This window comes from Methylocystis sp. (genome assembly GCF_021731785.1).
GTDB lineage: Bacteria > Pseudomonadota > Alphaproteobacteria > Rhizobiales > Beijerinckiaceae > Methylocystis.
This window is the reverse complement of sequence record NZ_JAKFWS010000012.1, coordinates 116317-138850: the sequence shown is the minus strand read 5'-3', so window position 1 is coordinate 138850 and position 22534 is coordinate 116317. Positions and strand designations below refer to the sequence as shown.

Here is a 22534-nt window from a genome sequence, read left to right as displayed (position 1 = left end):
AATCCTACGATGATATCGTCGATCACTGCTGTGATGCGTGGAACAGCCTCGTCGAACAACCCTGGCGCATAATGTCCATCGGGCTGCGCGAATGGGCCTATCGGTTCTAATCAACGCGGGTTGGTATTAGGTCTGAGAGGAGTCGTCGCCGCGGCGGGGCAGATTCTTCTCGTCTTCAGCGCGTCGGCGCAGGATTTCGCGAGTCGTCACATCGATCCGCCACGCGACGAGCAACGCGAAGAACAGGCACGTTGCGCCGACATACCAGAAGTCGAAGCCCAGAAGCGCCCAGAGCGCCGCCCAAACCGCCAAAGCGGCCAGCCCAAGCAGCAGCAGGCGGGTTCTTGCAGGCATCATCGCCAGTTGCCAAGGCTTGAACAGGACATGGTTCGCTAAAGCTCCTCCCGGGTTTTTAATTATCACAAGTCGAATCAAATTATGCACCACGATTGGGGAAAAATGGTTTTCTAACTACTCAGTTCCTGTCCGTCTTGACTAGCTGTTTATTAATTGTTGTATAAACCTATACAGAGTCTGACTTTTTTCATCTTAAGGAGTTCACGGCCTTGTGCCGCCTAGCTCCAGCTTCGCAATCCAGCGCGCTAACGCCCCGTTAGCCTCACGCCTGCCTGCTCCGACGGGGATTGGATGGCTAGCGCTCAGGCGCGCCTTACGCGCCCAGGAGTCACCAGCAGCATGTCGGCGCGGCCGCGCAGCGGCTCGAACAACGCGGGGTCGGCGCCAGTCATCCAGATTTGGCCGCCAAGCCCCTGAAGTTCCTGGTAAAGCGCCTCGCGACGGTTCACGTCGAAGTGCGCCGCGACCTCGTCGAGCAGCAGTATCGGGGCCTGTCCGTTCAGGACGCCCACCAGCTTCGCATGCGCCAGCGTCAACCCCATCAGCAGGGCCTTCTGCTCGCCGGTCGAGCAGGCGCGCGCCGCCTCGTTCTTGGGGCCATGTCGCACCGCAAGGTCGCTTGCCTGCGGACCGATTAGCGTGCGTCCAGCGGCGGCGTCGCGGCGCCGCGAGGCGGCGAGTTCGAGGCGATACCATTCCTCAACGGCGAGCGCCGGCTCCACCGCCAGTCGCCGCTCCAGTTCCCCCTCGATCGTGACATCCGCCCAAGGGAAGGGCGACGCGTGGTCGCGCCCGGCCGAGATCAGCGCGACGAGCCGCGATACGGTCTCGCATCGCGCGGCGGCCACCGCGATGCCAATCGCGGCGATTTCCCGCTCTGCGGCGTCGAGCCAGCGCCGATCGGCGACGGCTTCTTCGAGCAGCCGGTTCCGGTTGCGCAGAGCGCGCTCCAGCCGGTTGGCGCGCGCGCCATGCTCGGCGTCTATGCCGAGCGCGAGCCGATCGAGAAAACGGCGACGATCGCCCGCCGCGCCAGAAAAGAGCCCATCCATCGCCGGCGTGAGCCAGAGCACTCGGACATGATCGGCGAAGGCGCGCGCAGAACTGGCCGGCGTGCGGTCAATGCGATAAAGCCGCTCCCCTGAAGGCGTCAGGCCATGGCCGAGCTGCGACGCGGCGCCATTGGTTTCGACTTCGATCGACGCGGCGAAACCGCCGGCGCCGTCGCGTCTCGCGCATTCGGCGAGCTCCGCGCGGCGCAGTCCGCGGCCGGGCGAGAACAGCGAAAGGGCTTCCAGCAGATTGGTCTTGCCCGCGCCGTTCTCTCCAAAGAGGGCGATCATCCCCGAGTCGAACCGGCAGTCGAGCGCCGGATAGGAGCGGAAGTCGCCGAGCGTCAGCCGGCGCACGCGCGGTTCGATCCTGGTCGCAGCGGTCATCATGACGCCGTCGCGTCGGCGCCACGCGGCGCGGGCGCGCGAGCGGTCATTGCGGTCGGGAAACGCGGCGGCCCGGCGAGAGAATGGCGTAGCTGTGAGGACCGGTGAACGACGTCATGATCGCTTCGATCAGAGGTTCGTCCGAGCCTTCAATGGTCGACCAATTGACGGTGAAACTGGCGCCTGTTCCGCCGCGAACGTCGTCTTGCGCGATCAGGACCTGCAACGAGGCGTATGGCTTCAGATACAGGGGATCGCTCAGGTAGCTTTCGATCAGCTGACCCGAGCCGTTGCGGTATTCGATCTTTTCGATTGCGAGAACATTGGTCGCCGAGGCGTTGTGAATCGACAATGCGCCGGAAAAGTTCAGCCGAGTCACGCCGCCTTGCCCAAGGAGCGTCGAATGGAGCGGGATGAACGTGCGTCCGCGGACGGCGAGCTTCTCCCGCGGAGCGGATGTCGTGGCGTCGGCGCTGACGACGACAGGCTGGGCGGCGGCCAGCGGCGACCGAGCCGCGCACTCCGTTGCGCAGACGCTCCCAACCAGAGCGAGCGCGAGAACCGGCAGGGCAGGGCTAAGCGGCGTTGCGCGCATCTTTTCCTTTCGATTAGACATATGCAGCGGCGGCGCACACTACCATCGCTCGGCAAAAGGACTAAGCGACGTCATCGGCAGTTCAGCCGAATGACCGAGCGCGCGCGACGACGAGTCGCACGGCGGGAACGCCATCGCAAGTTCTGCGATCCAGGAATCGCGTGACGCGGCGCTCTTGCCGGAACATCTGCTTCGGCGCAATTCGCGCGAGGGCGTCGCAAGCGGTTTGGTTGCAGAGCGACAATTGAATGCGCAGCCGAAGTCGTTTGGCGTTGCGCATAAAATCTGTATTCTCCGCCTGCGGCGATCGGAGTTTCTTCAGTGGCGGGCGTGGGTCGTGCGCAAAGCCTTGCGGCTAAGCGCATCTTGTTGATCGTCGGCGGCGGAATCGCCGCGTACAAGTCGCTCGATCTCGTGCGTCGCCTGCGCGAGCGCGGCGCTTTGGTGCGGGTCGTCATGACCGCGGCGGCCAAGGAGTTCGTGACGCCGCTGGCCTTCGTTAGCCTCGCCAACGAAAAAGTCTACGACGATCTCTTCTCCGCGACCGACGAGCAGGAGATGGGCCACATTCAGCTGTCGCGGGATGCGGACCTCATCGTGGTCGCGCCGGCGACGGCGCATCTCCTTGCGCGAGCGGCGCGCGGCCTTTGCGACGATCTTGCGACCACCCTGCTGCTCGCGACCGATAAGCGCGTGCTTTACGCGCCGGCGATGAATGTGCGCATGTGGCTTCATCCCGCGACGCAGCGCAATGTCGCGACTCTGCACGGCGACGGCGCCTGGTTCGTCGGTCCGACCGTCGGCGAAATGGCCTGCGGCGAATATGGACCCGGGCGCATGTGCGAGCCGCTGGAGATTGTCGAAGCGATCGAGACCGCGCTGAAGCAGGATACTCGTTTGCCCGCTCCCGAAGGGCTATTGACGCACGGCGGGGGGCTTGAAGGGCTGCATGTCGTCGTGACATCCGGCCCCACGCATGAACCGATCGATCCGGTTCGCTATATCGCCAACCGCTCGTCCGGACGGCAGGGCCACGCGATCGCGGCCGCGGCGGCTCGCGCCGGGGCCCGGGTGACACTGATTTCGGGGCCCGTCGCGCTCTTTGATCCGCCCGGTTGCGAGGTTGTACATATAGAGAGCGCGCGAGACATGCTGACGGCCGTGGACGCGGCGCTTCCGGCGGACATATTCATCGCTGCGGCGGCCGTGGCCGACTGGCGCGCGGAGCCGGCGGTAGACAAGATCAAGAAAGACCAGAGCGGCGCGCCTTCGCTGTCGCTCATTGAAAACCCCGACATTCTCGCGAGCGTGTCGCAGGGCCCCAGGCGTCCGCGCCTGGTCGTCGGTTTCGCCGCAGAGACGACTGATCTCATTCGCCATGCGCAGGAGAAGCTCGCCCGGAAGGGATGCGATCTCATCGTCGCCAATGACGTGAGCGCGGGATCAGGCGTATTCGGCGGCGCGACTAACGAGGCGCATCTCGTCTCTCGCGCCGGCGTCGAAGAGTGGCCGCGGCTGCGCAAGGAGGAAGTCGCGGAGCGGCTCGTCGCACGGCTGGCGCAGATGATCGGCGAAGAGAGGGCGCCATGAAAGTTGCGATCCGCCGACTGCCGAACGCCGCCGGCCTGCCCTCTCCAGCCTATGCGAGCGAAGGCGCGGCCGGCATCGATCTCTATGCCGCGCTGGCGCCGGGTCAAAAGCTTGTGCTGGAGCCCGGCGCTCGGGATGTCATCGCCACCGGCCTCTCGATCTCGATGCCCCGAGGCTATGAGGGACAAATTCGGCCGCGGTCGGGGCTTGCCGCAGAGCACGGCGTCACCGTGCTCAACGCACCTGGCACCATCGACAGTGACTTTCGCGGCGAGATCAAGACGATCCTGATCAATCTCGGGGCGCAGGCCTTTGAGATCGTCCGCGGGATGCGTATCGCGCAACTCGTCATCGCGCCAGTGACGCATGTGGCGCTTGTCGAGGTCGACGACCTCGACGCGACCGAACGCGGCGCCGGCGGCTTTGGGTCGACCGGACTCGGCGGAGAACGCGCGCGATGAAGCTCCTGTCGCGCTCCGCCCGTCTCGCGCTGATGGCGACGCTCGACGTCGCGCTTCACGCCCGGGGCCGGCCGGTGTCATCGAAGCAACTCGCCGCGCGTCACAGTCTGCCGCCGCGACGATTGGAGACGATCTTGCAGGCGCTGGTGCGGGCGGGGATTCTCAAAAGCGTCAGAGGACCCGCGGGCGGTTATGCGCTGGCGCGTGAAAGACGGCGTCTCTCGGTCGGCGAAATCGTTCGCATCGCCCTGCGCGCGGAGGAGGAGGCGCCTGACGTTGCGCCGCCACTGCTTTCGGCGGTGCTGGAGCCGGTCGTCGCCGAGGCCGAAGAGCGCGCGCTGCGCCGGCTGGACGACGTGACGCTGGACGATCTGCACGCTCGCGCGCTCGCTCACGGTTTTGGAGAAAGGCCGGACGCGAGCGGCGATTTTGAGATATGAAGCGCGCGACCCGGCAAGGCGCTGGATTGGCGAGGAGGCGCGGATGACTTATGAGACGATTGAGGCCGAGACGCAGGGCCGAGTCGGATTGATACGGCTCAATCGACCTGAAGCGCTCAACGCGCTGAACGCGCGGCTCATCGCCGAGCTTGATGACGCGCTTTCGGCATTTGAATCACGCGACGACATCGGCTGTGTCGTTCTGACCGGCTCGGAAAAAGCCTTCGCCGCCGGCGCGGACATCAAAGAAATGCGCGACAAGGGATTCGTCGACGCCTTTCTCGACGATTTCATTGGCCGATGGGACGTGGTGGCGCGGGCGCGCAAGCCGATCATCGCGGCGGTCGCCGGATTCGCGCTGGGCGGCGGCTGTGAAATCGCGATGATGTGCGACTTCATTCTTGCCGCCGACACGGCGGTCTTCGGCCAGCCGGAAATCAGGCTTGGCGTTATTCCCGGCGCCGGCGGGACGCAGCGGCTGACCCGCGCCGTGGGGAAGGCCAAGGCGATGGACCTCATTCTGACCGGTCGGATGATGGGCGCCGACGAGGCCGAGCGGGCCGGCCTTGTCGCGCGGATCGTGCCGGCCGCGGATCTTCTCGCCGAGGCGATGAAGACCGCTGCGACCATCGCGTCCATGTCACTTCCCGCGGTGCTCATGGCTAAGGACGCGGTCAATCGCGCGTTCGAGTCGACCCTCGCCGAGGGAATTCGCCACGAGCGAGGCCTCTTCTATTCCTTGTTCGCTACAAGTGATCAAAAAGAAGGCATGAACGCCTTCGTGGAGAAGCGGAAGCCGGCATTCATCCACCGATAGGCGGCCATTGACGAGAGCCCGCGTCGCGCCTATAAACCCGCCACTTGGCCGCGATTTCGCGGCCCTTTGGTTTTTGGGCGGCTCGACGCCGTCGCTTTCAAGGATACGCAAAGCATGGCCAATACGAGTTCGGCCAAAAAAGCCGTTCGCAAGATCGCGCGCCGCACCGCAAATAATCGGGCGCGTCGCAGCTGCATGCGCACCTTTGTGCGCAAGGTCGAGGAGGCGATCGCCGCGGGCGATCCGGCGGTGGCGGCGGACGCGTTGCAAAACGCGGTGCCGATCGTGATGCGCGCCGCCCAGCGGGGCGTCATTCACAAGAATACGGCGTCACGAAAGGTTTCCCGGCTGACCGCGCGGGTGAAGGCGCTGGCTGCACAGGCGTAAAACGCGTCGCTGCGCTACAAGACGGACACTCTTCGAGCCCGGCGACCGCCGGGCTTTTTTTGACCGATTGTCGTCCGCCAAATCGTCGCATGAAGCGCAGATGACACGTTCAAAAATTTTTTTGCGCCCATAAACTGTGATCATTCAAAATTCTCGCGATTCAATCTCTTGCAATCAAGTTGTCACGAACGTGAAAAACTTGGGCTCTTGACACTAATATTGTCGTTTGTTTGGCCAGGCGCCGGAGCGTGTCGCGCGACGCCGACGGGCATTTCGCGACCGAAATTTTAAAGGCGACGAATCATCGGCTTATGGCCAAATGCGACAAAAAATTCAGGGTTCCGCGCTGGAAAGCTGCAAACAATGTGACAATTGTCGTCATAAGCGTCGTTGCGCGTGATCGCGCTGGCGTGTAGCTTAAAATCGTCGAACGAAAGGCGGTCGGCGTCAGTTTTTTAGCGGCGCGCAAGAGTGAGGGGAGCGATCTGCGTTCTCCGGCGCGGATAGGCCGTAGAGCGCGACGCATTGCCGCCTTCCAGCCGTTCGGTTGAATTCAAAGTGATCAGTTCGCAAGGGCGTAGCGTAAAGTCCGTTTCCTGCGACGCGCATTAATCCGGGATTCGTCGATCCCGGAGTAGGGGAGGCTTTGTCATGGCGAATGGGCGGTTGGCCGAGACAGTCTGGGGAGTGCGCAGCGTCAACGATCGTTTCATTGTGCGATCGCTCGCGGCGCCGAGTGCTTGTTTTACGCGTGAGGCCAACGTCGGCAGATGCGCGCGGCTCGTTATTGGGCCGCCTTCGATATTTCTGATTTAGCGCCGTTCGCAGCGGCGCGCCTACTCGATCCAACCAGGTTCCTTTCGATCAGCGCCTGCGGCGACCTTCGCCGGAGGGCCCCTTTTTTGGCGCTCGTTTCGGAAAAAAGGTCTGATATGTCCGATCACAGAGAACAATTGGCAACCGACGGAGTTTCCGCGGAGGATCGCTCGAAATGGGATCGAGTTCGACACAGGCTAAGAACCGATCTCGGCGACGCGGTCTATAATTCCTGGTTTACGCGATTGGAGCTTGAGCGCATCGATGGCGGCGCTGTGCATCTGACGGTGCCCACCAAATTTCTTAAGAGCTGGGTGCAGTCGCATTACGCGCCGCGGATAAAGGCGCGCGTGGCGACCGAATTTTCAAAAGTGGAGCGGGTGGTCATCGACGTGCGTTCGCCGATGCGCAAGTTGCGTTTGCGCGAGGACGGCCCGGATCACCGCGATCTCGGCGCGCCGCCTTTCGTTGAGCGCAAGGTCGCATCATTCGCGCCTGCGCTCGAAGCGGCGGGCGAAGCGAACGGACGGCGCAGCGCTCGCTTGCCCGCATCGCGTTTCGAATCCGACGCATTCGTCGGCTCGCCGCTCGATCGCCGGCTGTCCTTCTCGACCTTTCTCGTAGGGCCGTCAAACCAGCTCGCCTATGCCGCCGCCTGCCGCGTCGCGGAGGCGCGCGTTGGGGATCTTCCCATGTTCAACCCGCTCTACGCCCATGCGGCGGTCGGGCTCGGAAAGACGCATCTCCTGCAAGCGCTCGCGCACGCGTCGAACGACAACCGCCGCCATACGATCTATCTGACGGCGGAGCGCTTTATGAGCGGCTTCGTTTCTTCGCTGACCGCTCATACGTCGCTGGCGTTCAAGGAGAAACTGCGCGGAATCGACATGCTGATCATCGACGACGTGCAGTTCCTGCAGGGCAAATCGATCCAACAGGAATTTTGCCACACGCTGAATGCGTTGATTGACGCCGGCCGTCAGGTCGTCGTCGCCGCCGACCGGCCGCCGTCGGAGCTCGACACGCTCGACGAGCGCGTGTTGTCGCGGTTCAAAGGCGGTCTTTGCGTCGACATCGGGCCGCTCGACGAAGCCTTGCGCATCAAGATACTGACTGCGCGCATTGCCGCCGCGAAGGAATCGCAACCCAATTTTGGCGTGCCGCCGGAGGTCATTTCCTACGTCGCGCGCACGATCATGACCAACGGCCGTGATCTTGAGGGCGCCGTCAATCGGCTGCTTGCCCACACCACGCTGACCGGCGCGCCGCTGACCGTCGAAACCGCGGAAACGGCGATTCGCGATCTCGTACGCTCCCAGGATCCAAAACGCGTCAAGATCGACGATATCCAGAAGCTGGTGGCGAGCCATTACAATATTTCGCGCGCCGACATTTTATCGTCCCGTCGCACCGCCAACGTCGTGCGGCCGCGTCAGATCGCCATGTATTTGTCGAAGGTGCTGACGCTGCGCTCATTGCCGGAGATCGGCCGCCGATTTGGCGGCCGCGATCACACGACGGTGCTGCACGCGGTGCGCAAAATCGAAGAACTCGCCGCCAAGGACAAGGGACTCGCCGAGGTCATCGATCTCCTCAAGCGGATATTGAGCGAGCAATAAAGCTTGCGGCGCTCGGTTGAACTTGCAGATTGCGCGAGGCGCCGTCAGTTGGTCTGACCGGCGCGCCACTATGGTCTCATCGCCCGGTCTTCACCGTCGTCCACATTCGGGTGATCATCTTTTGAACCGCCTGGTCGGGCGCCGTGACTGTGAACAGGCGTCGCATCGTGAGGTCGTTGGGGTAGACCGAGGGATCGTTCGCCACCGCCTTGTCGATCAGCGGTCGCGACGGCGCGACGCCGTTGGCGAAATTGGTGGCGACGGAATTGCGCGCCGCGATGTCCGGGCGAAGCAGATAGTCGATGAAGCGATAGGCTTCGTCGAGATGCCGCGCGTCCTTGGGAATCGCGAGATTGTCGAGCGACAGGAGCGAACCTTCGTTCGGTATCACGTAGGCGATATCGACATCGGCGCCGGCCTCGCGGGCGCGATTGCGCGCTTGCAGACTGTCGCCTGACCAACCGATGGCGAGGCAGATGTCGCCGTTCGCCAACGCGTTGATATATTCAGAGGAGTGAAATTTCTTCACATAGCGGCGCAGGTTCGCCAGGAGGTCGGCGGCGCGCTTGAGATCCTTAGGATTTTTCGAATTCGGATCGAGCTTCAGGTAATTGAGCGCTATCGCGAACATGTCCTCCGGGCTGTCGAGCATATAGACGCCGCAGTCGGCGAGCTTCTTTAAGGCTTCCGGCCGCAGAACTTGGTCCCAGCTCGTAATCGGCTTGCCGAGCCGTTGTTGGATCTTGGCGACGTCGTAGGCGATGCCGGTCGTGTACCACATGTAGTTGATCGCGTGCCGGTTGCCCGGGTCGAAACGCGCCAGCCTCGTGTCGATCTCGGGCCAGATGTTGCGCGCATTGACGAGCTTGCTTCGGTCGATCGGCTGCAGCACGCGCGCCGCGATTTCGCGCTGCAGGAATGTCGCCGAAGGCACGACGACGTCGTAGCCGGTGTCGCCGGCAAGCAGCCGCGCCTCGAGCATCTCGTTCGAGTCATAGGTGTCATAGATGACCTTGATGCCTGTCTCTCGGGTAAAGTCCTCGAGCACGCTTGGATCGACGTAATCGCTCCAGTTGAAGACATTGACGACGCGCTCGCCGCCCAGTGCGGCCGTGGTTGCGGCGAGAAGCGCGAGGAAGCATGCGAGGAGAAGCTGTTTCATGCGACAAGCCGTGTAGTGGATCAATCGATCAAACCTATCATGGTTGCGCGCGATTTGGCGACGCGCCAAGCTGGGGACGACATCCCGCGGAGAGAAACATGAGGGCTTTTTCCGCTGAACAGGCGACGGCGCTCCAAGGGCGACCCGACGCCACGAGACAGGTGGCGCGCGGAGCCCGGCGCTATTTGCAGGCCTGCGGCTTCTCGGTTGTTTGCGAAGCTCCTTTGCCGAACGGGCGACGCGCCGATCTCATCGCGCTCGCGCCCGACGGCGCCTTGCGAATCGTCGAGGTCAAGTCGAGTTACGCCGATTTTCGCGCCGATCTCAAATGGCCGCAGTATCGCGGCTTTTGCGACCGGTTCTATTTCGCAATCCCAGCATCGCTCGATCCCGCGTCATTTCCACAGGACGCCGGACTGATCGTCGCCGACGCGCATGGGGCGCTGCTCGCGCGCGAAGCCCCAACGACGCCGCTCGCGCCCGCAAGGCGACGTTCGCTGCTGTTACGCTTCGCGACGATGGCGGCGAACCGCTACTGCATGCTGGCCTTCGGCGACGAATTGGCCGATTGAAGTCCGGGTCACCGGGGCGCGCGTTTGGCGAGAATGCGTTGCAGGGTGCGGCGATGCATATTGAGCCGCCGCGCCGTCTCCGAAACATTGCGGTCGCAGGACTCGAAAACGCGCTGGATATGCTCCCAGCGCACCCGGTCGGCCGACATGGGATTTTCCTGGGCGTCGGGCTTCTCGAGCTGAGTCGCCATCAGCGCGTGATAGATTTCGTCGGCGTCGGCGGGCTTCGCCAGATAATCGAAGGCGCCAAGCTTAACCGCGGTGACGGCGGTGGCGATATTGCCGTAGCCGGTGAGAATGATGCCGCGCGCGTCGGGGCGTGAAGCCTTCAGCTTGGAGATGACGTCGAGGCCGTTGCCGTCGTTGAGCCGCATGTCGATGATCGCGAAAGCCGGCGGGCTCGACTCAAGCGCGGCAAGACCCTCGGCGACCGTTTCGCACGGCGTCACCACAAAGCCCCGCGCCTCCATCGCGCGCGTCAGCCTCCCGAGAAACGGCTTGTCGTCATCCAGGATCAGCAGTGAGCGATCCTGCGGCAGAGCTGCAATTTGCTCAGCCTGCGAGAGGTCTTCCCGATCCGACTTCAATTCTTCGGCCGACATGGCGCGTATTCACCCGTGATTTTTGTCAAAACTAGCTTATTGGCGGCGTGGCGTCGATCTATTTGTCCTGCTCAGCGAGCTTCGGCCTGGCGGGGGCCGGTTCGAGCGCAGCCCGGGGCCAAGTCACCTTGACGACCGCGCCGGTTCTCGGCGGCGAGACATTCGTCGTTTCGACGATCGCGCCCGACCGCTCCAGTAGCGTCTTGGCGATGAAGAGACCGAGCCCCAGCCCCGAGTCAGGATCGTTTTTCGTGCGTCGTTCCGTCGGCCGGCCCCTTAGATAAGGGTCGCCGAGCCGGTCGAGAATATCGGGAGAAAAGCCGGGTCCGTCGTCCTGGATGGAGATCGTGACGTAACTCTGGCTCCACCAAGCGTCGATTTTTACGTGGGAATTGGCAAAGTCCATGGCGTTTTCGACGAGGTTGCCGAGGCCGTAAAGAATCGCGGGATTGCGCGCCAGCACCGGCGCGTCAGGCGGTCCGCTTTTCGAAATCTCGACCTCGACGCCGCTTTCGAATTGCGGCTCGACCACTTCCTGGATCAGCGTGTCGATCGAGAGCAGATTCATGACGCTGCTCTGATCCATCGCGCCAAGCGAGGCGAGCTTGCCCAGAATCTCCCGGCAACGCGCCGCCTCCTGCGCAAGAAGCGCCAGATCATCGCGCAGCGCCGGCGCGTTCTCGGGCACCGCCTTCCGTAACTCTTTGATGATCAGCGTGATGGTCGCGAGCGGCGTGCCAAGTTCGTGCGCCGCTGCGGCGGCGAGACCGTCAAGCTGCGAGAGATGCTGCTCGCGCTCGAGCACCAGCTCCGTCGCGGCGAGCGCGTCCGCCAGCAGCCGCGCTTCATCGGACACCCGAGCGGCGTAAATGCCGATGAACGCCGCGCTGAGCGCGAGAGCCGCCCATATTCCGGCGCGGTACAGGAGCGGGAAAGTCAGCTTCTCGTTGGGGTACCAGGGCAGCGGGTAATATTCCACCGCAAGCACCGTCGCGACCGCAATCATGACGATGCCGAGCAGCAGCGTCAGATTGCTCGGCAGCGACACCGAAGAGATGATCACCGGCGTCAGGAACAGCATCGCGAAGCTGTTCGTCAGACCGCCGGTGAGATACAGCAGAAATCCAAGCTGAATGATGTCGTAACCGAGGAGCACGGCGGCTTCGACGTCGCCGAGGCGGAAACTGCGCGGCGTGCCAAAGCGCATGCCGATGTTGAGCGTCGCGGACGCCGCGATGAAAACGAAGCAGAGGCCGACGGGAAAATCAAATCCAAGAATAAAATAGACGCCGAGACAGGCCGCCGCCTGGCCGGTGATCGCCACCCAGCGCAGCATGAGCAGCGTCTCCATGCGCAGGCGCCGAGCGTCGTATTCATATTCGAGGGTCGTCATTTCGGTAAATCCTGGATCGCGCCGCTTTTGGACGAAATCGCCCAAATGCAGATAACGGATCGATCTTATATTTCGCGAGCCACGCTCGATAGGCCGCTTCGGGCGAGTATTACATCCCGACGCCGCGCGACGCGCGCCAGATGCGCCATTGTCGGCGCAACGGCGAGGGTTCGTCCGGCGGCCGACGAGAATCGTAATCGCTTCGCGCCAGCCGTTCCAGATAAAGCGGGATCGTGGCTGCCGGAAGCAGCGCCGCGCGGGCGGCTCCGAGATTGAGGGCCAAACGGCGCGCTTCGTCATAGTGAGACTGCGCCAGCGTCCGCATCTCCTCCAAGGCGAGGCGGAGCTCTTTGCGACCGGCGTTTGGGGCGCCGTCTGTCGCGAACGCCTCGTCGGGCAGAAATTTCTGCTGACCGGGGCGTTCGGCGATGGCGCGCGCGATTCGCGTCAAACCCAGCGCGACGCCTGCCTCATCGAGCGCGCGCGCCGATGGTCCTTCAAGATCTGCGCCGAGAATGCAGGCCGCCCACCGCATCGGGGCCGACGATGTGGCGCGGCAATAGTCTTTGAGGGCCGACCAGCTTGGCATCCTGTCGTCGTAAAGATCGAAGATATGCGCTTCCGCCAGCGCGATGAATGCTTTTCGTGGCAAAGCAAAGCGCTCAATCGTGTCGATCAACGCGTCAGCCAGGGGATTGGCGCGCGCCCCTTCGCCTGGCGCGGCGGCGCCCTCCAGCGCGTCGACCCACCACTGCAACCGCATCTCGCCCAGCAGCGGTTGCGTGACCTTGCCGCTGACGTCGGCGGCTTCCTGGGCAAAGGCATAGAGAGCGTGAATGTGCTTGCGGGCGTCCGGCGGCATAAACAGACAGGCGAGCCACAGGTCGCGATCGCGCGCCCGCAGAAGCTCCTCGCACTGCGCATAATGCTCCTGTGAGACGGCGGTCATGTCACACGGCGATCAGCAGCGCGCCGACTCGGCGATCCTCGCCGACGAGCAAATTGTAAGTGCGCACGGCGGCTCCGGTCGCCATCGTCTCGCAACCGACGCCCGCTGCGCGCAGCCGGGCGCGCAAGCCTTCGGCAAGCGGCAGCAAATCCTGTCCCGTTCCGACGACGAAGACGTCGAGGCCGCCGCTTTCGGAAAGCGCGTGGTCGATCATCGCTTCATCGATGTCAGCGGCGGCGGTGAGAGGCACGGCGCGCACGCCGGAGGGCAGCGCGAGAATAGAGCCGCGGTGCGACATGTCGGCGAAGCGAAAGCCGCCGCCGCCATAGTCGTCGATCTTGTGGCGACCGGGCACATAGCCGCTGTCGCGAGCGGTCAAGCCGGCCTCGTCTTGGCCCGCTTGCCAGTCGCCTTCCGAGCGGGCGCGGGCGTCTTTTCGGCGGCTGCAGACGGCGTGGCGGGCGCTTCGTCCTGCGCGGAAACGGCGTCTTCGGCTTTGTGCTCCGCTTCGTGCTTTTGCGTTGCCGCCTTGTCGGCGTCTTCGTTGCGCAACCCGAGGTATATCAGCATCGGCGAACAGATGAAGATCGACGAATAGGTCGCGACAAAAATGCCCCAGATCATCGCAAGCGAGAACGAGCGGATCACCTGGCCGCCGAAAGCGACGAGCGCGAACAAGGCGAGCATAACCGTCGTCGCGGTCATGATCGTGCGCGGCAGGACGGCGTTGATCGACATGTCGACCATCTGAGCGGTCGCCATTTTCTTGTATTTGCGCATGTTTTCGCGAATGCGGTCGAGCACCACCACCGTCTCGTTCAACGAGTAGCCGACGATGGTCAAAATCGCCGCGATCGACGTGGTGTTGAATTCAAGTTGCGTGATCGAGAAGAAGCCGACGGTGAGTAGCAGATCGTGCATCGTCGCGATCACAGCGCCGATCGCGAATTGCCATTCGAAGCGGAACCAGAGATAGCTCAGCACCGCGATGATCGAGAGCACCACTCCGAGCGTTCCCGACTGCACCAATTCGTTCGAAACGCGCGGGCCGACGACCTCGACGCGGCGCAGATCGTAATAGGCGCCAACCGCGTCGCGAACCCGCTCGACCGCCGCCTGCTGCGCGACGTCGCCGCCCGACTGTAACCCGAAACGCAAGGTCGCGTCGGCCGGATTGCCGAAAGCCTGCACTTCGATGTCGCCCAAATGCAGGCCTTCGCCCAGCGTGCGCAGCGTGCCGACTTCCGCAGCGCCGGATTTGGCGCGCAGTTCGATCACCGTGCCGCCGGCGAAGTCGATGCCGAAATTCATGCCCTTGAAGATAAAAAGGGCGACCGCGATCAGCGAGAGCAGAGCGGAGAACGGATAGCTCACGCGGCGGAACCGCATGAACGGGAATTTGGTGTTCTCCGGGGCGAGGCGCAGAAGTTTCATAAATGTCGCCCCTTCAGATCGGAAGTCTCGTCGGCCGCGCGTAATGGTACCAAACCGCGATCATCATGCGCGTCATGGTCACCGCGGTGACGATGGTCGTCAGAATGCCGAGCGCAAGCGACACGGCGAAGCCGCGCACCGGTCCCGAGCCAAGAAAATACAGGATGGCGGCTGCGACGAACATCGTGACGTTCGAGTCGACGATGGTCGCGAAGGCGCGGGTGAAGCCAGCGTCGAGCGAGGCGAGGATCGACCGCCCCGCGTGATTTTCCTCTCGGATGCGCTCGTAGATCAGCACGTTCGAATCGACCGCCATGCCGATCGTCAGCACGATGCCGGCGATGCCGGGCAGCGTCAGCGTCGATCCGAGCAGCACGAGGCCGGCGAAGATGAAGGCGATATGCACGAAGAGCGCGAGATTGGCGAAGACGCCGAAGACGCCGTAAGTGACGAGCATATAGACGACGACGAGGCCTGCGCCGACATAGGCCGCCCGTTTGCCGGCGTCGATCGAGTCTTGGCCGAGGCCGGGGCCGACGGTGCGCTCTTCGACGATGTTGAGCTTCGCCGGCAGAGCGCCGGCGCGCAGTAGGATCGCGAGATTGTTCGCCTGTTCGACAGTGAAGCGTCCGGAGATTTGTCCCGAGCCCCCGGTGATCGGAGTCAAGATTCGCGGCGCGGAAATGACCTTGTTATCGAGGACGATCGCGAAGAGACGTCCGACGTTTTTCGAGGTGACTTCGCCGAAGGACTGGGCGCCGCGAATATTGAAGCGGAAATTGACGACCGGCTCGCCGCTTCTTTGCTGGTCGAAGCCGGGCTGTGCGTCAGTGAGGTCCTCGCCCTTGACCATTACCTGCTTTTCAACCGCGATCTTGCCTTCTTGATCGACCTGGTCGAGCTCCTCGACTTCCGACGGATTTTGGCCAGGTTCGGCGACGAGGCGGAACTCCAGTTTGGCGGTCTTGCCGAGAATTTCCTTAAGCGTTTCAGGGTCCTGGAGGCCCGGCACCTGCACGAGCACCCGGTCGTCGCCCTGCCGCTGGATGCTCGGCTCGCGGGTGCCGAGCGCGTCGACGCGCCGGCGAATGACTTCGATCGATTGCTCGACCGCCTTGCGGGACTTGTCCCTGAGTCCCGCGTCGGTGATGGTCACGCGGATGACGCCGTCCGGCGACGCCTCGACGTCGAGCGGCGAAGGCCCGCCCATGAGCGCGCTGCTGAAGCTGTTGCGCAGCTGCCGCAGCTTCACAAGAACTTTCTCGCGGTCCTCGGGGTCGGCGACGCGCACCTGCACGCCGCGTGCGGTCGCGCCGATGCCGCCGGAGATGGCGACCTTTTCCTCCCTCAGGATTCGGCGCACGTCGTCGCGCAGGTTCTTGATCTGCGTCGCGATCAGATCCGCCTGATCGACCTCGAGCATCACATGCGAGCCGCCTTGCAGATCGAGGCCAAGCACGATGGTCGGCGGAACGAGCCAAGAGGGCAGCCGCGATTTCAGCTCTTCATAGTGGGACGCCGACAACATGCTCGGCGCGACGACAAGCACCGCGGCGAGAGTCATCGCCACAATGGCGAAAAATTTCCAGGTCGAGAATCGCAGCATCGTCCTGCTATCGGCTAGGGGATCTAAAGGACGGCGTCAGCTCTGCGAGCCGGACTTGGCGTCATCGGCCTTGGCGTCGCTCGACTTATTTTCGCTCGGCCTGGTCTCGCCGGTCTTTGCCGGCTTTGCGCCGCTTTTTGCGCCTCCAGTCTTGGCCGGCGGCGGCTCCTCCTTCACCGGCTCGCCCTTGGCGCGCACTTCGGCGATGGCGGTGCGCAGCATTTTCACCCGCACATTGGGCGCGAGCTCGACCTCGACTTCAGTATCGTCAATCGCTTTCGTCACCTTGGCGACGAACCCGCTCGTGGTGACCAGCGTGTCGCCGCGACGGACGTTGCGCAACTGCGCGAGCGCGTCCTTCTCACGGCGGGAGCGCGGGCGAATGACCAGGATATACACAATGCCCATCACCACGAAGATGGGAATAAGCTGGCCGAGCATCTCCGGCATAGTCGGAGCCTGCGGCGTGTCTGGCTTGGATTCGACCAACTGTCCCGTTTGGGTCGAGGCGGGCGGATGCGGCGCGCTCGGCGCGGCAGGGGCGATCGGCTCCGCCGGCGGTGAGGCGGGCGCGTCGGCGGCGGGCGGTGACGGCTGGGCTTGCGCCATAGCGTCCGGGATCAGCTTCATCGCGAAAATCTCTTTAAAGGCTCGAAGCCCGGCGCGATTTGTTTTTCGACGCGCCGGAACGGGCGCGGACTATAGCCGCTCACTTCACGAAAGCAATGGCGCGCAGGCGACTTCCAGCGATCCCCGCACATAAGCGCGAGCAACCGAATGTGCGGCCCCGCACCGCCCTTCGCCGCTGGTGAGCTTAGTCGGTTCGAGGCGTCCTACAGCACCCCCTTCTGTCAGGAGATACATCATGTTGAAGAAACTTTCTTGCGCCACGCTTTTCGCGGGAGCGCTCTTTGCCTCTTCGCCTGCCGCCGCCGGCCACTGGCACGGACACGGCTGGCATGGCGGTTGGCATGGCCACGGCTGGCACGGCGGCGGTTGGCATGGGCCGTGGGGCGGGGGTGGCTGGCATGGCCGCGGCCACTGCTGGCGCTGGCGGTACGGCCGATGGCATTGGGTCTGCTGATCGTCCGGGCGACGCCCGGTTCTTTCCGGGTCTCTCTGGCGCTCTTCGCTGGAGAGACCGCCTCCTCACTCGGACAGGGCCGTTCAGCCAAGACGATGTTGTCGCGAATTCATGATTGGAGCTGTCGCGCGAGCCCGCGCAGGAACTCAAGACAGGCGGCCAGCTCTGCGATCTCGATATATTCGTCTGGCTGGTGCGCCTGGTCGATGCGGCCGGGGCCGCAGACGACGGCGGCCATTCCCGCGCGCTGAAACTGACCGGCTTCCGTCGCGTAAGGAACGGCGATCGTCGCATTGCGCTTGGCGAGCCGCAGCGCCAGGGTCTCCGCCTCGGAGCCCGGCTGCGGCGCGAGGCCCGGCACCTCGTTTTCCGTCGTCGTCTCGATCCCCGCGTCGGGGAAGCCAACAAAGGCGGATCGCCTCAACCCGTCGCAATAGGCCTCAAGCCGATCCTGGACGAGGCTTGCCGGGGCGCCGGGCAATCCTCGAACCTCCCAAAGAAATTCGCAATCCTTGGCGACGATGTTGCGCGCCGTTCCGCCGTGAATGACGCCGACGTGAATGGTGGAGAAGGGCGGATCGAAGCGCCCGCTCGGATCGCCTGTCGTGCGGAGCTCCTCGCCGAGGCGATCGAGTTCGCACACGAGTTTGCCGGCGATATGGACGGCGCTAACGCCGCGAGTGAGATTGGCCGAATGAATTTCGAAGCCGCGCACGCGCGTTACAAAAGTGGTCACGCTCTTATGCGCGTCGGCGACCTCCATCGACGTCGGCTCGCCGACGATGACCGCTGACGGGCGCGGCAGGTCGGCGCCAAACCGGGCGATGACGTCTAGCGGGCCGAGACAGGTGGTCTCCTCGTCATAACTCAAGAGAATGTGGATCGGGCGGGACAGCCGCGCCGCCCTGAACTCCGGGATCATCGCGAGACAAGCGGCGTCGAAGCCCTTCATGTCCACCGCGCCGCGCCCATAAAGACGCTTGTCGTCGCGCCGCAGCGTGAAGGGATCGGCGCCCCAGTTTTGCCCCGCGACCGGCACGACGTCGGTGTGGCCGGACAGTAGAACGCCCCCGTCGGCGTCGGGGCCGATCGTGATGAAAAGGGCGGCCTTGTCGCCAGTCGCGTTCGGCGCGCGCACGAAGCGAACGTCCTGTTCGCGCAGATAGGATTCGACGAAATCGATCAGCGGCAGATTCGACTTGGAGCTCACGGTGTCGAAAGCGACCAATCGGGAAAGCATGTCGGTCGCATTTTCAAGGCGATCCATCTCGCCTGCCTAATTCAAAGTCGGACGCGACAGCGGACTGTCGAGCGAGAAAGCGGGCACTTCGACGTCGAAGGTTTCGCCGGAATCGGTGACCATGCGATAGCTGCCCTGCATCATCCCCGAGGGCGTGGCGAGCGGGCAGCCGGAGGCGTAGCGAAACGTCTCTCCAGGCTCCAGCACCGGCTGTTCGCCGACGACGCCCGGCCCGCGCACTTCCTCGCGGCGGCCATTGGCGTCGATGACGATCCAGTGACGCGACAATAGCTGCACCCGAACGCGTCCGAGATTGGCGATCTCGATCGTGTAGGACCAGAAGTAGCGATCCTGATCAGGGTCCGAGCGGTCCGCCAGAAAGTCGGGAAGCGCCGTGACCTGTATGTCTCTTGTGATGGCGATGTACATGGGGAGCAAGATTAAAGCCGGCGCCAGCAAAGGGAAACGCCTTTGATTAGGCACTGCGGTCGGAGGCCGCGACACTAGCCCAATCCACCACTTGTTACTCAAATGTTACACTTCGGGCTTTTTTGGCGCGGCGAGCCCTGCGCGCCTATCCAAGAGGCGCGTAATTGTAAATATTAGACCTTCCGATTTGACTGGGATCAAAATGCGGCTCACCACGTTTCGCAATCTCCTGCTCGCGCTGGCCATGGTCGTTCAGACCGTCGCCGGCGGGGCCGGACTCGCGCGCGCCGCTTCGATCTCTCCTGAGGCGACGCTTTCATCCCAGTGTCACCACATGCGCGCAGGGGAGCAGCCTGCGCCCGACGACCAGCCTGGCCACCGGCACAACTGCCAGTCGTGTCTCTTGTGCGGCGAACCGCCGCCGGCCTGGGTTTCGCTGACCTCGGACGAGGTTATCGCGCTCGGCGAATATGCGCGGTTCGACGCGCCCGTATATGCCGAGTGGCCGCTCTCCGAGCGACAGTGGCGGGCGCATTGCGCGCGGGCGCCGCCGCTCACGCGCGGCTGAGGCCGGCCGCTGGGCGCGCAAGAGCGCGTCGCCGGTCCTCGATCTGCTGCGCTAAGCAGCCCCCCTACGTCTTTCATCCGCCTGCGCGTTGCCTTCAACGCTGCGCCGCTTCCTGTCCTGCCGACCGGCGTCGGCGTCCAAGGAACATCGTCATGATTCGTCGCTCTTGCCTCCTCGGAGGGGCCTCTTTCGCCGCACTCAGCCTGTTCGCCTCGGCCGCCGATGCGCAGCAGGCGCTGCCCACCATCAACGTCGGCGGCGCGCGCGCCGCCCCCCGGCCGGGTCCCGTGGGTCGCCCGACCGGCGGAGCGGGACGCGTCACCACCGCGACGCCGACGCCGGGGACCGGGTCCGGGACCGGGACCGGGGCGGCGGATCGTTACGCGGAGCCCAAGCCCGCGCCGTTCAGCCGCACATTGCCTGCGAATATTCCGGCTGTGGTCGAGAGCAGGACGCGGGCGCAGATTCTTCGATCCACCAATATCATGACCTCGGCCGACGCGTTCCGGTACATGCCATCGATCTGGGTGCGCGAGCGTTATATTGGCGACCGCAATGCGATCGTTTCGACCCGCACCTCAGGCACGATTCAGAGCGCGCTAACGCTTGTCTATGCCGACACAATTCTTCTCTCCAATTTGCTCGGCAACAGCTTCAATTTTCCGCCACGGTGGGGCATGGTCTCGCCGGAGGAAATCTCCCGCATCGACGTGATGTACGGACCGTTTTCGGCGTTGTATCCAGGCAATTCAATCGGCGCCGTGCTGACGATGACGACGCGGATGCCGGACAATTTTGAGATCCATGCGTCAGGCACCGCCGCGGTGCAGCCGTTCAGCCTTTATAGCCGTAAGGAACTCAACCTCGGCGGCGTGACAAATGTGCTGATCGGCGACCGCATTAACGATTTTCGTTATTGGGTGGGATACGAGCATTTGGACAACCAAGGTCAGACGCAGACCTTTCCCGGAAATATTCTCGTGCCTCAGCCGTTGCAGGGCAATCCTCCCGCCCCTCGCAACGACCCTCGATTTTTTGGCGGTCACGTCGATTTCAATCAGGAGGGCGTCCCGCGCGTGATCACCGGTGCGGCTGGCGCCGATTACGTCCAGACCGACATGGCCAAAGTCAAAGTTTCGTACGACGTCGCCCCGCTCGTCCGCGCGAAATATCAAATCGGCTTCTGGTCGTTAAATAACGACACCAGCGTCGAAAGCTTCATTCGCGACAAGAATGGGATGCCGATTTACAATACTCAGAGCGGCCGCATCCAGTTGGGGCCTTTCTTCGTCACGCCAGGCGGCGTCAATCCTAGTCACGGGGCGGCGAGCCATGTGATGCAGGGGCTGGAGCTCCGCCAGGACACGGGCGGAGTCTTCGACTACGATCTGTCAGCCAGCTCGTACAATTTTGTGCGCGATTTCAGTAACGGCGCGCAGTCGTATGGGCCCCGCGTCAACGCCGCCGGCACAGCATACAACTTCGATCCCAGAGGTCTGAACGCCAACAACGGCGGAACTTACTGGCGCACCGGCGACGCGCGCGCCATCTGGCGTGTGCCATACGACCTGCTCGGCAAGCATGAAGTCTCGTTTGGCGCCCACGGCGACGTCTATTCGCTCAATACCCTTCAGACGAGCACCGTTTCCTGGCCAAATAACTACTATCTTGGCATTCAAGCGTTTAACACGGGCAAGACCGAGACTAAGGGCGTTTACGTTCAGGAGGTCTGGAAGCCGCTGCCGGATTGGAAGTTCACGGCGGGCGGGCGCGGAGAATGGTGGCGCGCCTTTAACGGGATGAACTCTACCGGCGGCTTGAACGTTACGAGCCAGTTTTCTCCAGGTCTCGTATCGCTAGGTCCCGCGCCGGCGGCAGTGACTTATTTTCCTGACTCTTACAAAGGAGCCTTTTCCCCGAAGGCGGCGCTAGAATATCAATTCACGCCGGAATTCAAACTACGCGGCTCGATCGCGCGCGCCTATCGTTTTCCGACCGTCTCCGAGCTGTTTCAGGCTCTCAGGGGTCCAAGTTCGCAGCTCATCAATAATCCCAATCTTCAGCCGGAAAACTGCACCTGCTACGATCTAACCGGCGAATATCGAACGGTCGACGCTTTCCGCGGGGCCATTGGCTTGTTCAACCCGCGCATCAGCCTTTTCATGGACGATCGCTGGAACGCCATCGTCAGCCAGAGCGCGATCAACGGAGCCGGCATCATCGTCACGCAGAACGCGAATATGGATAAGGTGCGCTTCCGCGGCGTCGAAGCCGTCACGGACATGAAGGACATTCTCATTCCCGGCTTGGACTTCAATGGCGGCGTCACCTTCACTGACGCGAAAATACAAACGAATCTATCGAGTGGCGACTTTACAGGCGCGCGCTACCTGCTGGCGAACGGCAACGTCAATCCGCTATCGGCGACAGTCCCTTCCGCGCTCTATGGCGGTCGTCAGTTTCCCCGTGTGCCGCGGATCCGCTTCCGCGGCGTCGTGACCTACACGCCCAATCCGGACATGTCCTTCGCGCTCGGCGCGCGATATTCCTCCCCCGCGTTCGTCACCTTTGCGAACACCGACTTCAACCATAACAATTACGGCAGTGTGGACAGTGAAATCCTCGTTTTCGATATGAAGGCGAGATACCGGCTTGAGCCGCATTGGTGGCTGTCTGTCGGCGTCAATAACATCGGCCGCTGGAAGGCCTATGTTAACCCCAATCCCTATCCGCAGCGAACGTTCTTCATCGCCTTGAATTACCACTTCGGCGGTCCCGAAGATGTCGTGACGGTTGACCGGGGTGGTTCCGGAGGGACTTCTGCGGTCAGGTGAACCTTCAGAACGATCGGGGAATGCCGTCGTCCTGCTGAGACGCTTTGCCGCGGCGCGCCGGCCGCCTCCAAGATTAACTTGTCGCGGCCCTCGCTTTTTGCTTACATCGTGGTGCGCATGTGAATTCCGCATGCGCGCCG

The 22534-nt window shown here is 63.1% G+C and carries 23 protein-coding genes; 10 read left to right on the top strand and 13 right to left on the bottom strand.

All coding sequences use genetic code 11. The annotated features are described in order from the left end of the window. Positions 1-126: 126 nt before the first annotated feature. The 3 genes from QZ964_RS02730 to QZ964_RS02720 all read right to left on the bottom strand — a co-directional run bounded on the left by QZ964_RS02730 (position 127) and on the right by QZ964_RS02720 (position 2391). Positions 127-357, bottom strand: a complete 231-nt coding sequence (locus tag QZ964_RS02730; protein ID WP_292528575.1) for a hypothetical protein — start codon at positions 355-357, stop codon at positions 127-129. A gap of 302 nt (positions 358-659) precedes the next feature. Then, on the bottom strand, positions 660-1799 hold the full coding sequence (gene recF, locus QZ964_RS02725) for a DNA replication/repair protein RecF (RefSeq protein ID WP_292528574.1): 1140 nt from the start codon (positions 1797-1799) through the stop codon (positions 660-662). Between the two features lie 43 nt (positions 1800-1842). Then, positions 1843-2391 (bottom strand): DUF3124 domain-containing protein, encoded by a 549-nt coding sequence (locus QZ964_RS02720; RefSeq protein ID WP_292528572.1) that lies wholly within the window; start codon positions 2389-2391, stop codon positions 1843-1845. Between the two features lie 321 nt (positions 2392-2712). Between QZ964_RS02720 and coaBC the strand changes: the two genes are divergently transcribed. The 6 genes from coaBC (at position 2713) to dnaA (ending at position 8521) form a co-directional block, all read left to right on the top strand. After that, positions 2713-3981, top strand: coding sequence for a bifunctional phosphopantothenoylcysteine decarboxylase/phosphopantothenate--cysteine ligase CoaBC (gene coaBC, locus QZ964_RS02715; protein ID WP_292528570.1), 1269 nt, complete (start codon positions 2713-2715; stop codon positions 3979-3981). Continuing rightward, positions 3978-4442: a dUTP diphosphatase gene (dut, locus tag QZ964_RS02710; protein ID WP_292528569.1), complete on the top strand. Its 465-nt coding sequence runs from the start codon at positions 3978-3980 to the stop codon at positions 4440-4442. The genes coaBC and dut overlap by 4 nt, the downstream gene beginning before the upstream one ends. Beyond that, positions 4439-4882, top strand: coding sequence for an Rrf2 family transcriptional regulator (locus QZ964_RS02705; protein WP_292528567.1), 444 nt, complete (start codon positions 4439-4441; stop codon positions 4880-4882). Before dut ends, QZ964_RS02705 begins: the two co-directional genes overlap by 4 nt. Positions 4883-4925: 43 nt before the next feature. Then, entirely contained in the window at positions 4926-5699 is a 774-nt protein-coding gene (locus QZ964_RS02700; protein WP_292528566.1) for an enoyl-CoA hydratase, read from the top strand. A 114-nt stretch (positions 5700-5813) separates the two neighbouring features. Next, the gene (gene rpsT, locus QZ964_RS02695) at positions 5814-6086 is read left to right on the top strand and encodes a 30S ribosomal protein S20 (protein ID WP_292528564.1); all 273 of its coding nucleotides are present in this window, start codon (positions 5814-5816) and stop codon (positions 6084-6086) included. 932 nt (positions 6087-7018) lie between these two features. Further along, positions 7019-8521, top strand: coding sequence for a chromosomal replication initiator protein DnaA (gene dnaA / locus QZ964_RS02690; RefSeq protein ID WP_292528562.1), 1503 nt, complete (start codon positions 7019-7021; stop codon positions 8519-8521). 76 nt (positions 8522-8597) lie between these two features. On the opposite strand, the gene QZ964_RS02685 is transcribed toward dnaA, so the two are convergent. Further along, positions 8598-9683, bottom strand: coding sequence for a polyamine ABC transporter substrate-binding protein (locus QZ964_RS02685; RefSeq protein ID WP_292528561.1), 1086 nt, complete (start codon positions 9681-9683; stop codon positions 8598-8600). A 98-nt stretch (positions 9684-9781) separates the two neighbouring features. Between QZ964_RS02685 and QZ964_RS02680 the strand changes: the two genes are divergently transcribed. Then, on the top strand, positions 9782-10255 hold the full coding sequence (locus QZ964_RS02680) for an MmcB family DNA repair protein (protein ID WP_292528560.1): 474 nt from the start codon (positions 9782-9784) through the stop codon (positions 10253-10255). An 8-nt stretch (positions 10256-10263) separates the two neighbouring features. Here the strand turns inward: QZ964_RS02680 and QZ964_RS02675 are convergent, their stop codons facing one another. From QZ964_RS02675 to yajC, 7 genes are all read right to left on the bottom strand, one after another. Beyond that, positions 10264-10857 (bottom strand): ActR/PrrA/RegA family redox response regulator transcription factor, encoded by a 594-nt coding sequence (locus QZ964_RS02675; protein ID WP_292528558.1) that lies wholly within the window; start codon positions 10855-10857, stop codon positions 10264-10266. A 58-nt stretch (positions 10858-10915) separates the two neighbouring features. Next, entirely contained in the window at positions 10916-12250 is a 1335-nt protein-coding gene (locus QZ964_RS02670) for an ActS/PrrB/RegB family redox-sensitive histidine kinase (protein WP_292528556.1), read from the bottom strand. A 109-nt stretch (positions 12251-12359) separates the two neighbouring features. Continuing rightward, the gene (locus QZ964_RS02665) at positions 12360-13199 is read right to left on the bottom strand and encodes a squalene/phytoene synthase family protein (RefSeq protein ID WP_292528555.1); all 840 of its coding nucleotides are present in this window, start codon (positions 13197-13199) and stop codon (positions 12360-12362) included. A 1-nt stretch (position 13200) separates the two neighbouring features. Next, positions 13201-13578, bottom strand: a complete 378-nt coding sequence (locus QZ964_RS02660; protein ID WP_292528553.1) for an Mth938-like domain-containing protein — start codon at positions 13576-13578, stop codon at positions 13201-13203. Further along, a complete protein-coding gene (secF, locus tag QZ964_RS02655; protein ID WP_292528551.1) occupies positions 13575-14633 on the bottom strand; it encodes a protein translocase subunit SecF in 1059 nt (352 codons plus the stop codon). Before secF ends, QZ964_RS02660 begins: the two co-directional genes overlap by 4 nt. A gap of 13 nt (positions 14634-14646) precedes the next feature. Beyond that, positions 14647-16239, bottom strand: a complete 1593-nt coding sequence (secD, locus tag QZ964_RS02650) for a protein translocase subunit SecD (protein WP_292528549.1) — start codon at positions 16237-16239, stop codon at positions 14647-14649. 36 nt (positions 16240-16275) lie between these two features. Beyond that, positions 16276-16869, bottom strand: coding sequence for a preprotein translocase subunit YajC (yajC, locus tag QZ964_RS02645; RefSeq protein ID WP_292528547.1), 594 nt, complete (start codon positions 16867-16869; stop codon positions 16276-16278). A gap of 235 nt (positions 16870-17104) precedes the next feature. On the opposite strand from yajC, the gene QZ964_RS02640 reads away from it, so the two are divergent. After that, positions 17105-17323, top strand: coding sequence for a hypothetical protein (locus tag QZ964_RS02640; RefSeq protein ID WP_292528546.1), 219 nt, complete (start codon positions 17105-17107; stop codon positions 17321-17323). 109 nt (positions 17324-17432) lie between these two features. Here QZ964_RS02640 and argE read toward each other — a convergent pair whose 3' ends face one another. Both argE and apaG read right to left on the bottom strand, forming a co-directional pair. Then, positions 17433-18590, bottom strand: coding sequence for an acetylornithine deacetylase (gene argE / locus QZ964_RS02635; RefSeq protein ID WP_292528544.1), 1158 nt, complete (start codon positions 18588-18590; stop codon positions 17433-17435). A gap of 9 nt (positions 18591-18599) precedes the next feature. Continuing rightward, the gene (gene apaG / locus QZ964_RS02630; RefSeq protein ID WP_292528583.1) at positions 18600-18992 is read right to left on the bottom strand and encodes a Co2+/Mg2+ efflux protein ApaG; all 393 of its coding nucleotides are present in this window, start codon (positions 18990-18992) and stop codon (positions 18600-18602) included. Between the two features lie 202 nt (positions 18993-19194). On the opposite strand from apaG, the gene QZ964_RS02625 reads away from it, so the two are divergent. Together QZ964_RS02625 and QZ964_RS02620 are read left to right on the top strand one after the other, a co-directional pair. After that, a complete protein-coding gene (locus QZ964_RS02625) occupies positions 19195-19560 on the top strand; it encodes a hypothetical protein (protein ID WP_292528542.1) in 366 nt (121 codons plus the stop codon). Between the two features lie 152 nt (positions 19561-19712). Then, complete coding sequence (locus tag QZ964_RS02620) at positions 19713-22394, top strand: TonB-dependent receptor (RefSeq protein ID WP_292528541.1); 2682 nt, start codon at positions 19713-19715, stop codon at positions 22392-22394. Positions 22395-22534 lie beyond the last annotated feature (140 nt).

Coding starts and splice junctions, on each gene's coding strand:
- apaG (WP_292528583.1), bottom strand. CDS start 18,992: ATGTACATCGCCATCACAAGAGACATACAGGTCACGGCGCTTCCCGAC.
- QZ964_RS02680 (WP_292528560.1), top strand. CDS start 9,782: ATGAGGGCTTTTTCCGCTGAACAGGCGACGGCGCTCCAAGGGCGACCC.
- secD (WP_292528549.1), bottom strand. CDS start 16,239: ATGCTGCGATTCTCGACCTGGAAATTTTTCGCCATTGTGGCGATGACT.
- QZ964_RS02685 (WP_292528561.1), bottom strand. CDS start 9,683: ATGAAACAGCTTCTCCTCGCATGCTTCCTCGCGCTTCTCGCCGCAACC.
- QZ964_RS02720 (WP_292528572.1), bottom strand. CDS start 2,391: ATGCGCGCAACGCCGCTTAGCCCTGCCCTGCCGGTTCTCGCGCTCGCT.
- secF (WP_292528551.1), bottom strand. CDS start 14,633: ATGAAACTTCTGCGCCTCGCCCCGGAGAACACCAAATTCCCGTTCATG.
- QZ964_RS02625 (WP_292528542.1), top strand. CDS start 19,195: ATGCGGCTCACCACGTTTCGCAATCTCCTGCTCGCGCTGGCCATGGTC.
- yajC (WP_292528547.1), bottom strand. CDS start 16,869: ATGAAGCTGATCCCGGACGCTATGGCGCAAGCCCAGCCGTCACCGCCC.
- QZ964_RS02670 (WP_292528556.1), bottom strand. CDS start 12,250: ATGACGACCCTCGAATATGAATACGACGCTCGGCGCCTGCGCATGGAG.
- QZ964_RS02675 (WP_292528558.1), bottom strand. CDS start 10,857: ATGTCGGCCGAAGAATTGAAGTCGGATCGGGAAGACCTCTCGCAGGCT.
- QZ964_RS02640 (WP_292528546.1), top strand. CDS start 17,105: ATGTTGAAGAAACTTTCTTGCGCCACGCTTTTCGCGGGAGCGCTCTTT.
- recF (WP_292528574.1), bottom strand. CDS start 1,799: ATGATGACCGCTGCGACCAGGATCGAACCGCGCGTGCGCCGGCTGACG.
- argE (WP_292528544.1), bottom strand. CDS start 18,590: ATGGATCGCCTTGAAAATGCGACCGACATGCTTTCCCGATTGGTCGCT.
- QZ964_RS02705 (WP_292528567.1), top strand. CDS start 4,439: ATGAAGCTCCTGTCGCGCTCCGCCCGTCTCGCGCTGATGGCGACGCTC.
- QZ964_RS02700 (WP_292528566.1), top strand. CDS start 4,926: ATGACTTATGAGACGATTGAGGCCGAGACGCAGGGCCGAGTCGGATTG.
- QZ964_RS02665 (WP_292528555.1), bottom strand. CDS start 13,199: ATGACCGCCGTCTCACAGGAGCATTATGCGCAGTGCGAGGAGCTTCTG.
- rpsT (WP_292528564.1), top strand. CDS start 5,814: ATGGCCAATACGAGTTCGGCCAAAAAAGCCGTTCGCAAGATCGCGCGC.
- dut (WP_292528569.1), top strand. CDS start 3,978: ATGAAAGTTGCGATCCGCCGACTGCCGAACGCCGCCGGCCTGCCCTCT.
- QZ964_RS02730 (WP_292528575.1), bottom strand. CDS start 357: ATGATGCCTGCAAGAACCCGCCTGCTGCTGCTTGGGCTGGCCGCTTTG.
- dnaA (WP_292528562.1), top strand. CDS start 7,019: ATGTCCGATCACAGAGAACAATTGGCAACCGACGGAGTTTCCGCGGAG.
- QZ964_RS02620 (WP_292528541.1), top strand. CDS start 19,713: ATGATTCGTCGCTCTTGCCTCCTCGGAGGGGCCTCTTTCGCCGCACTC.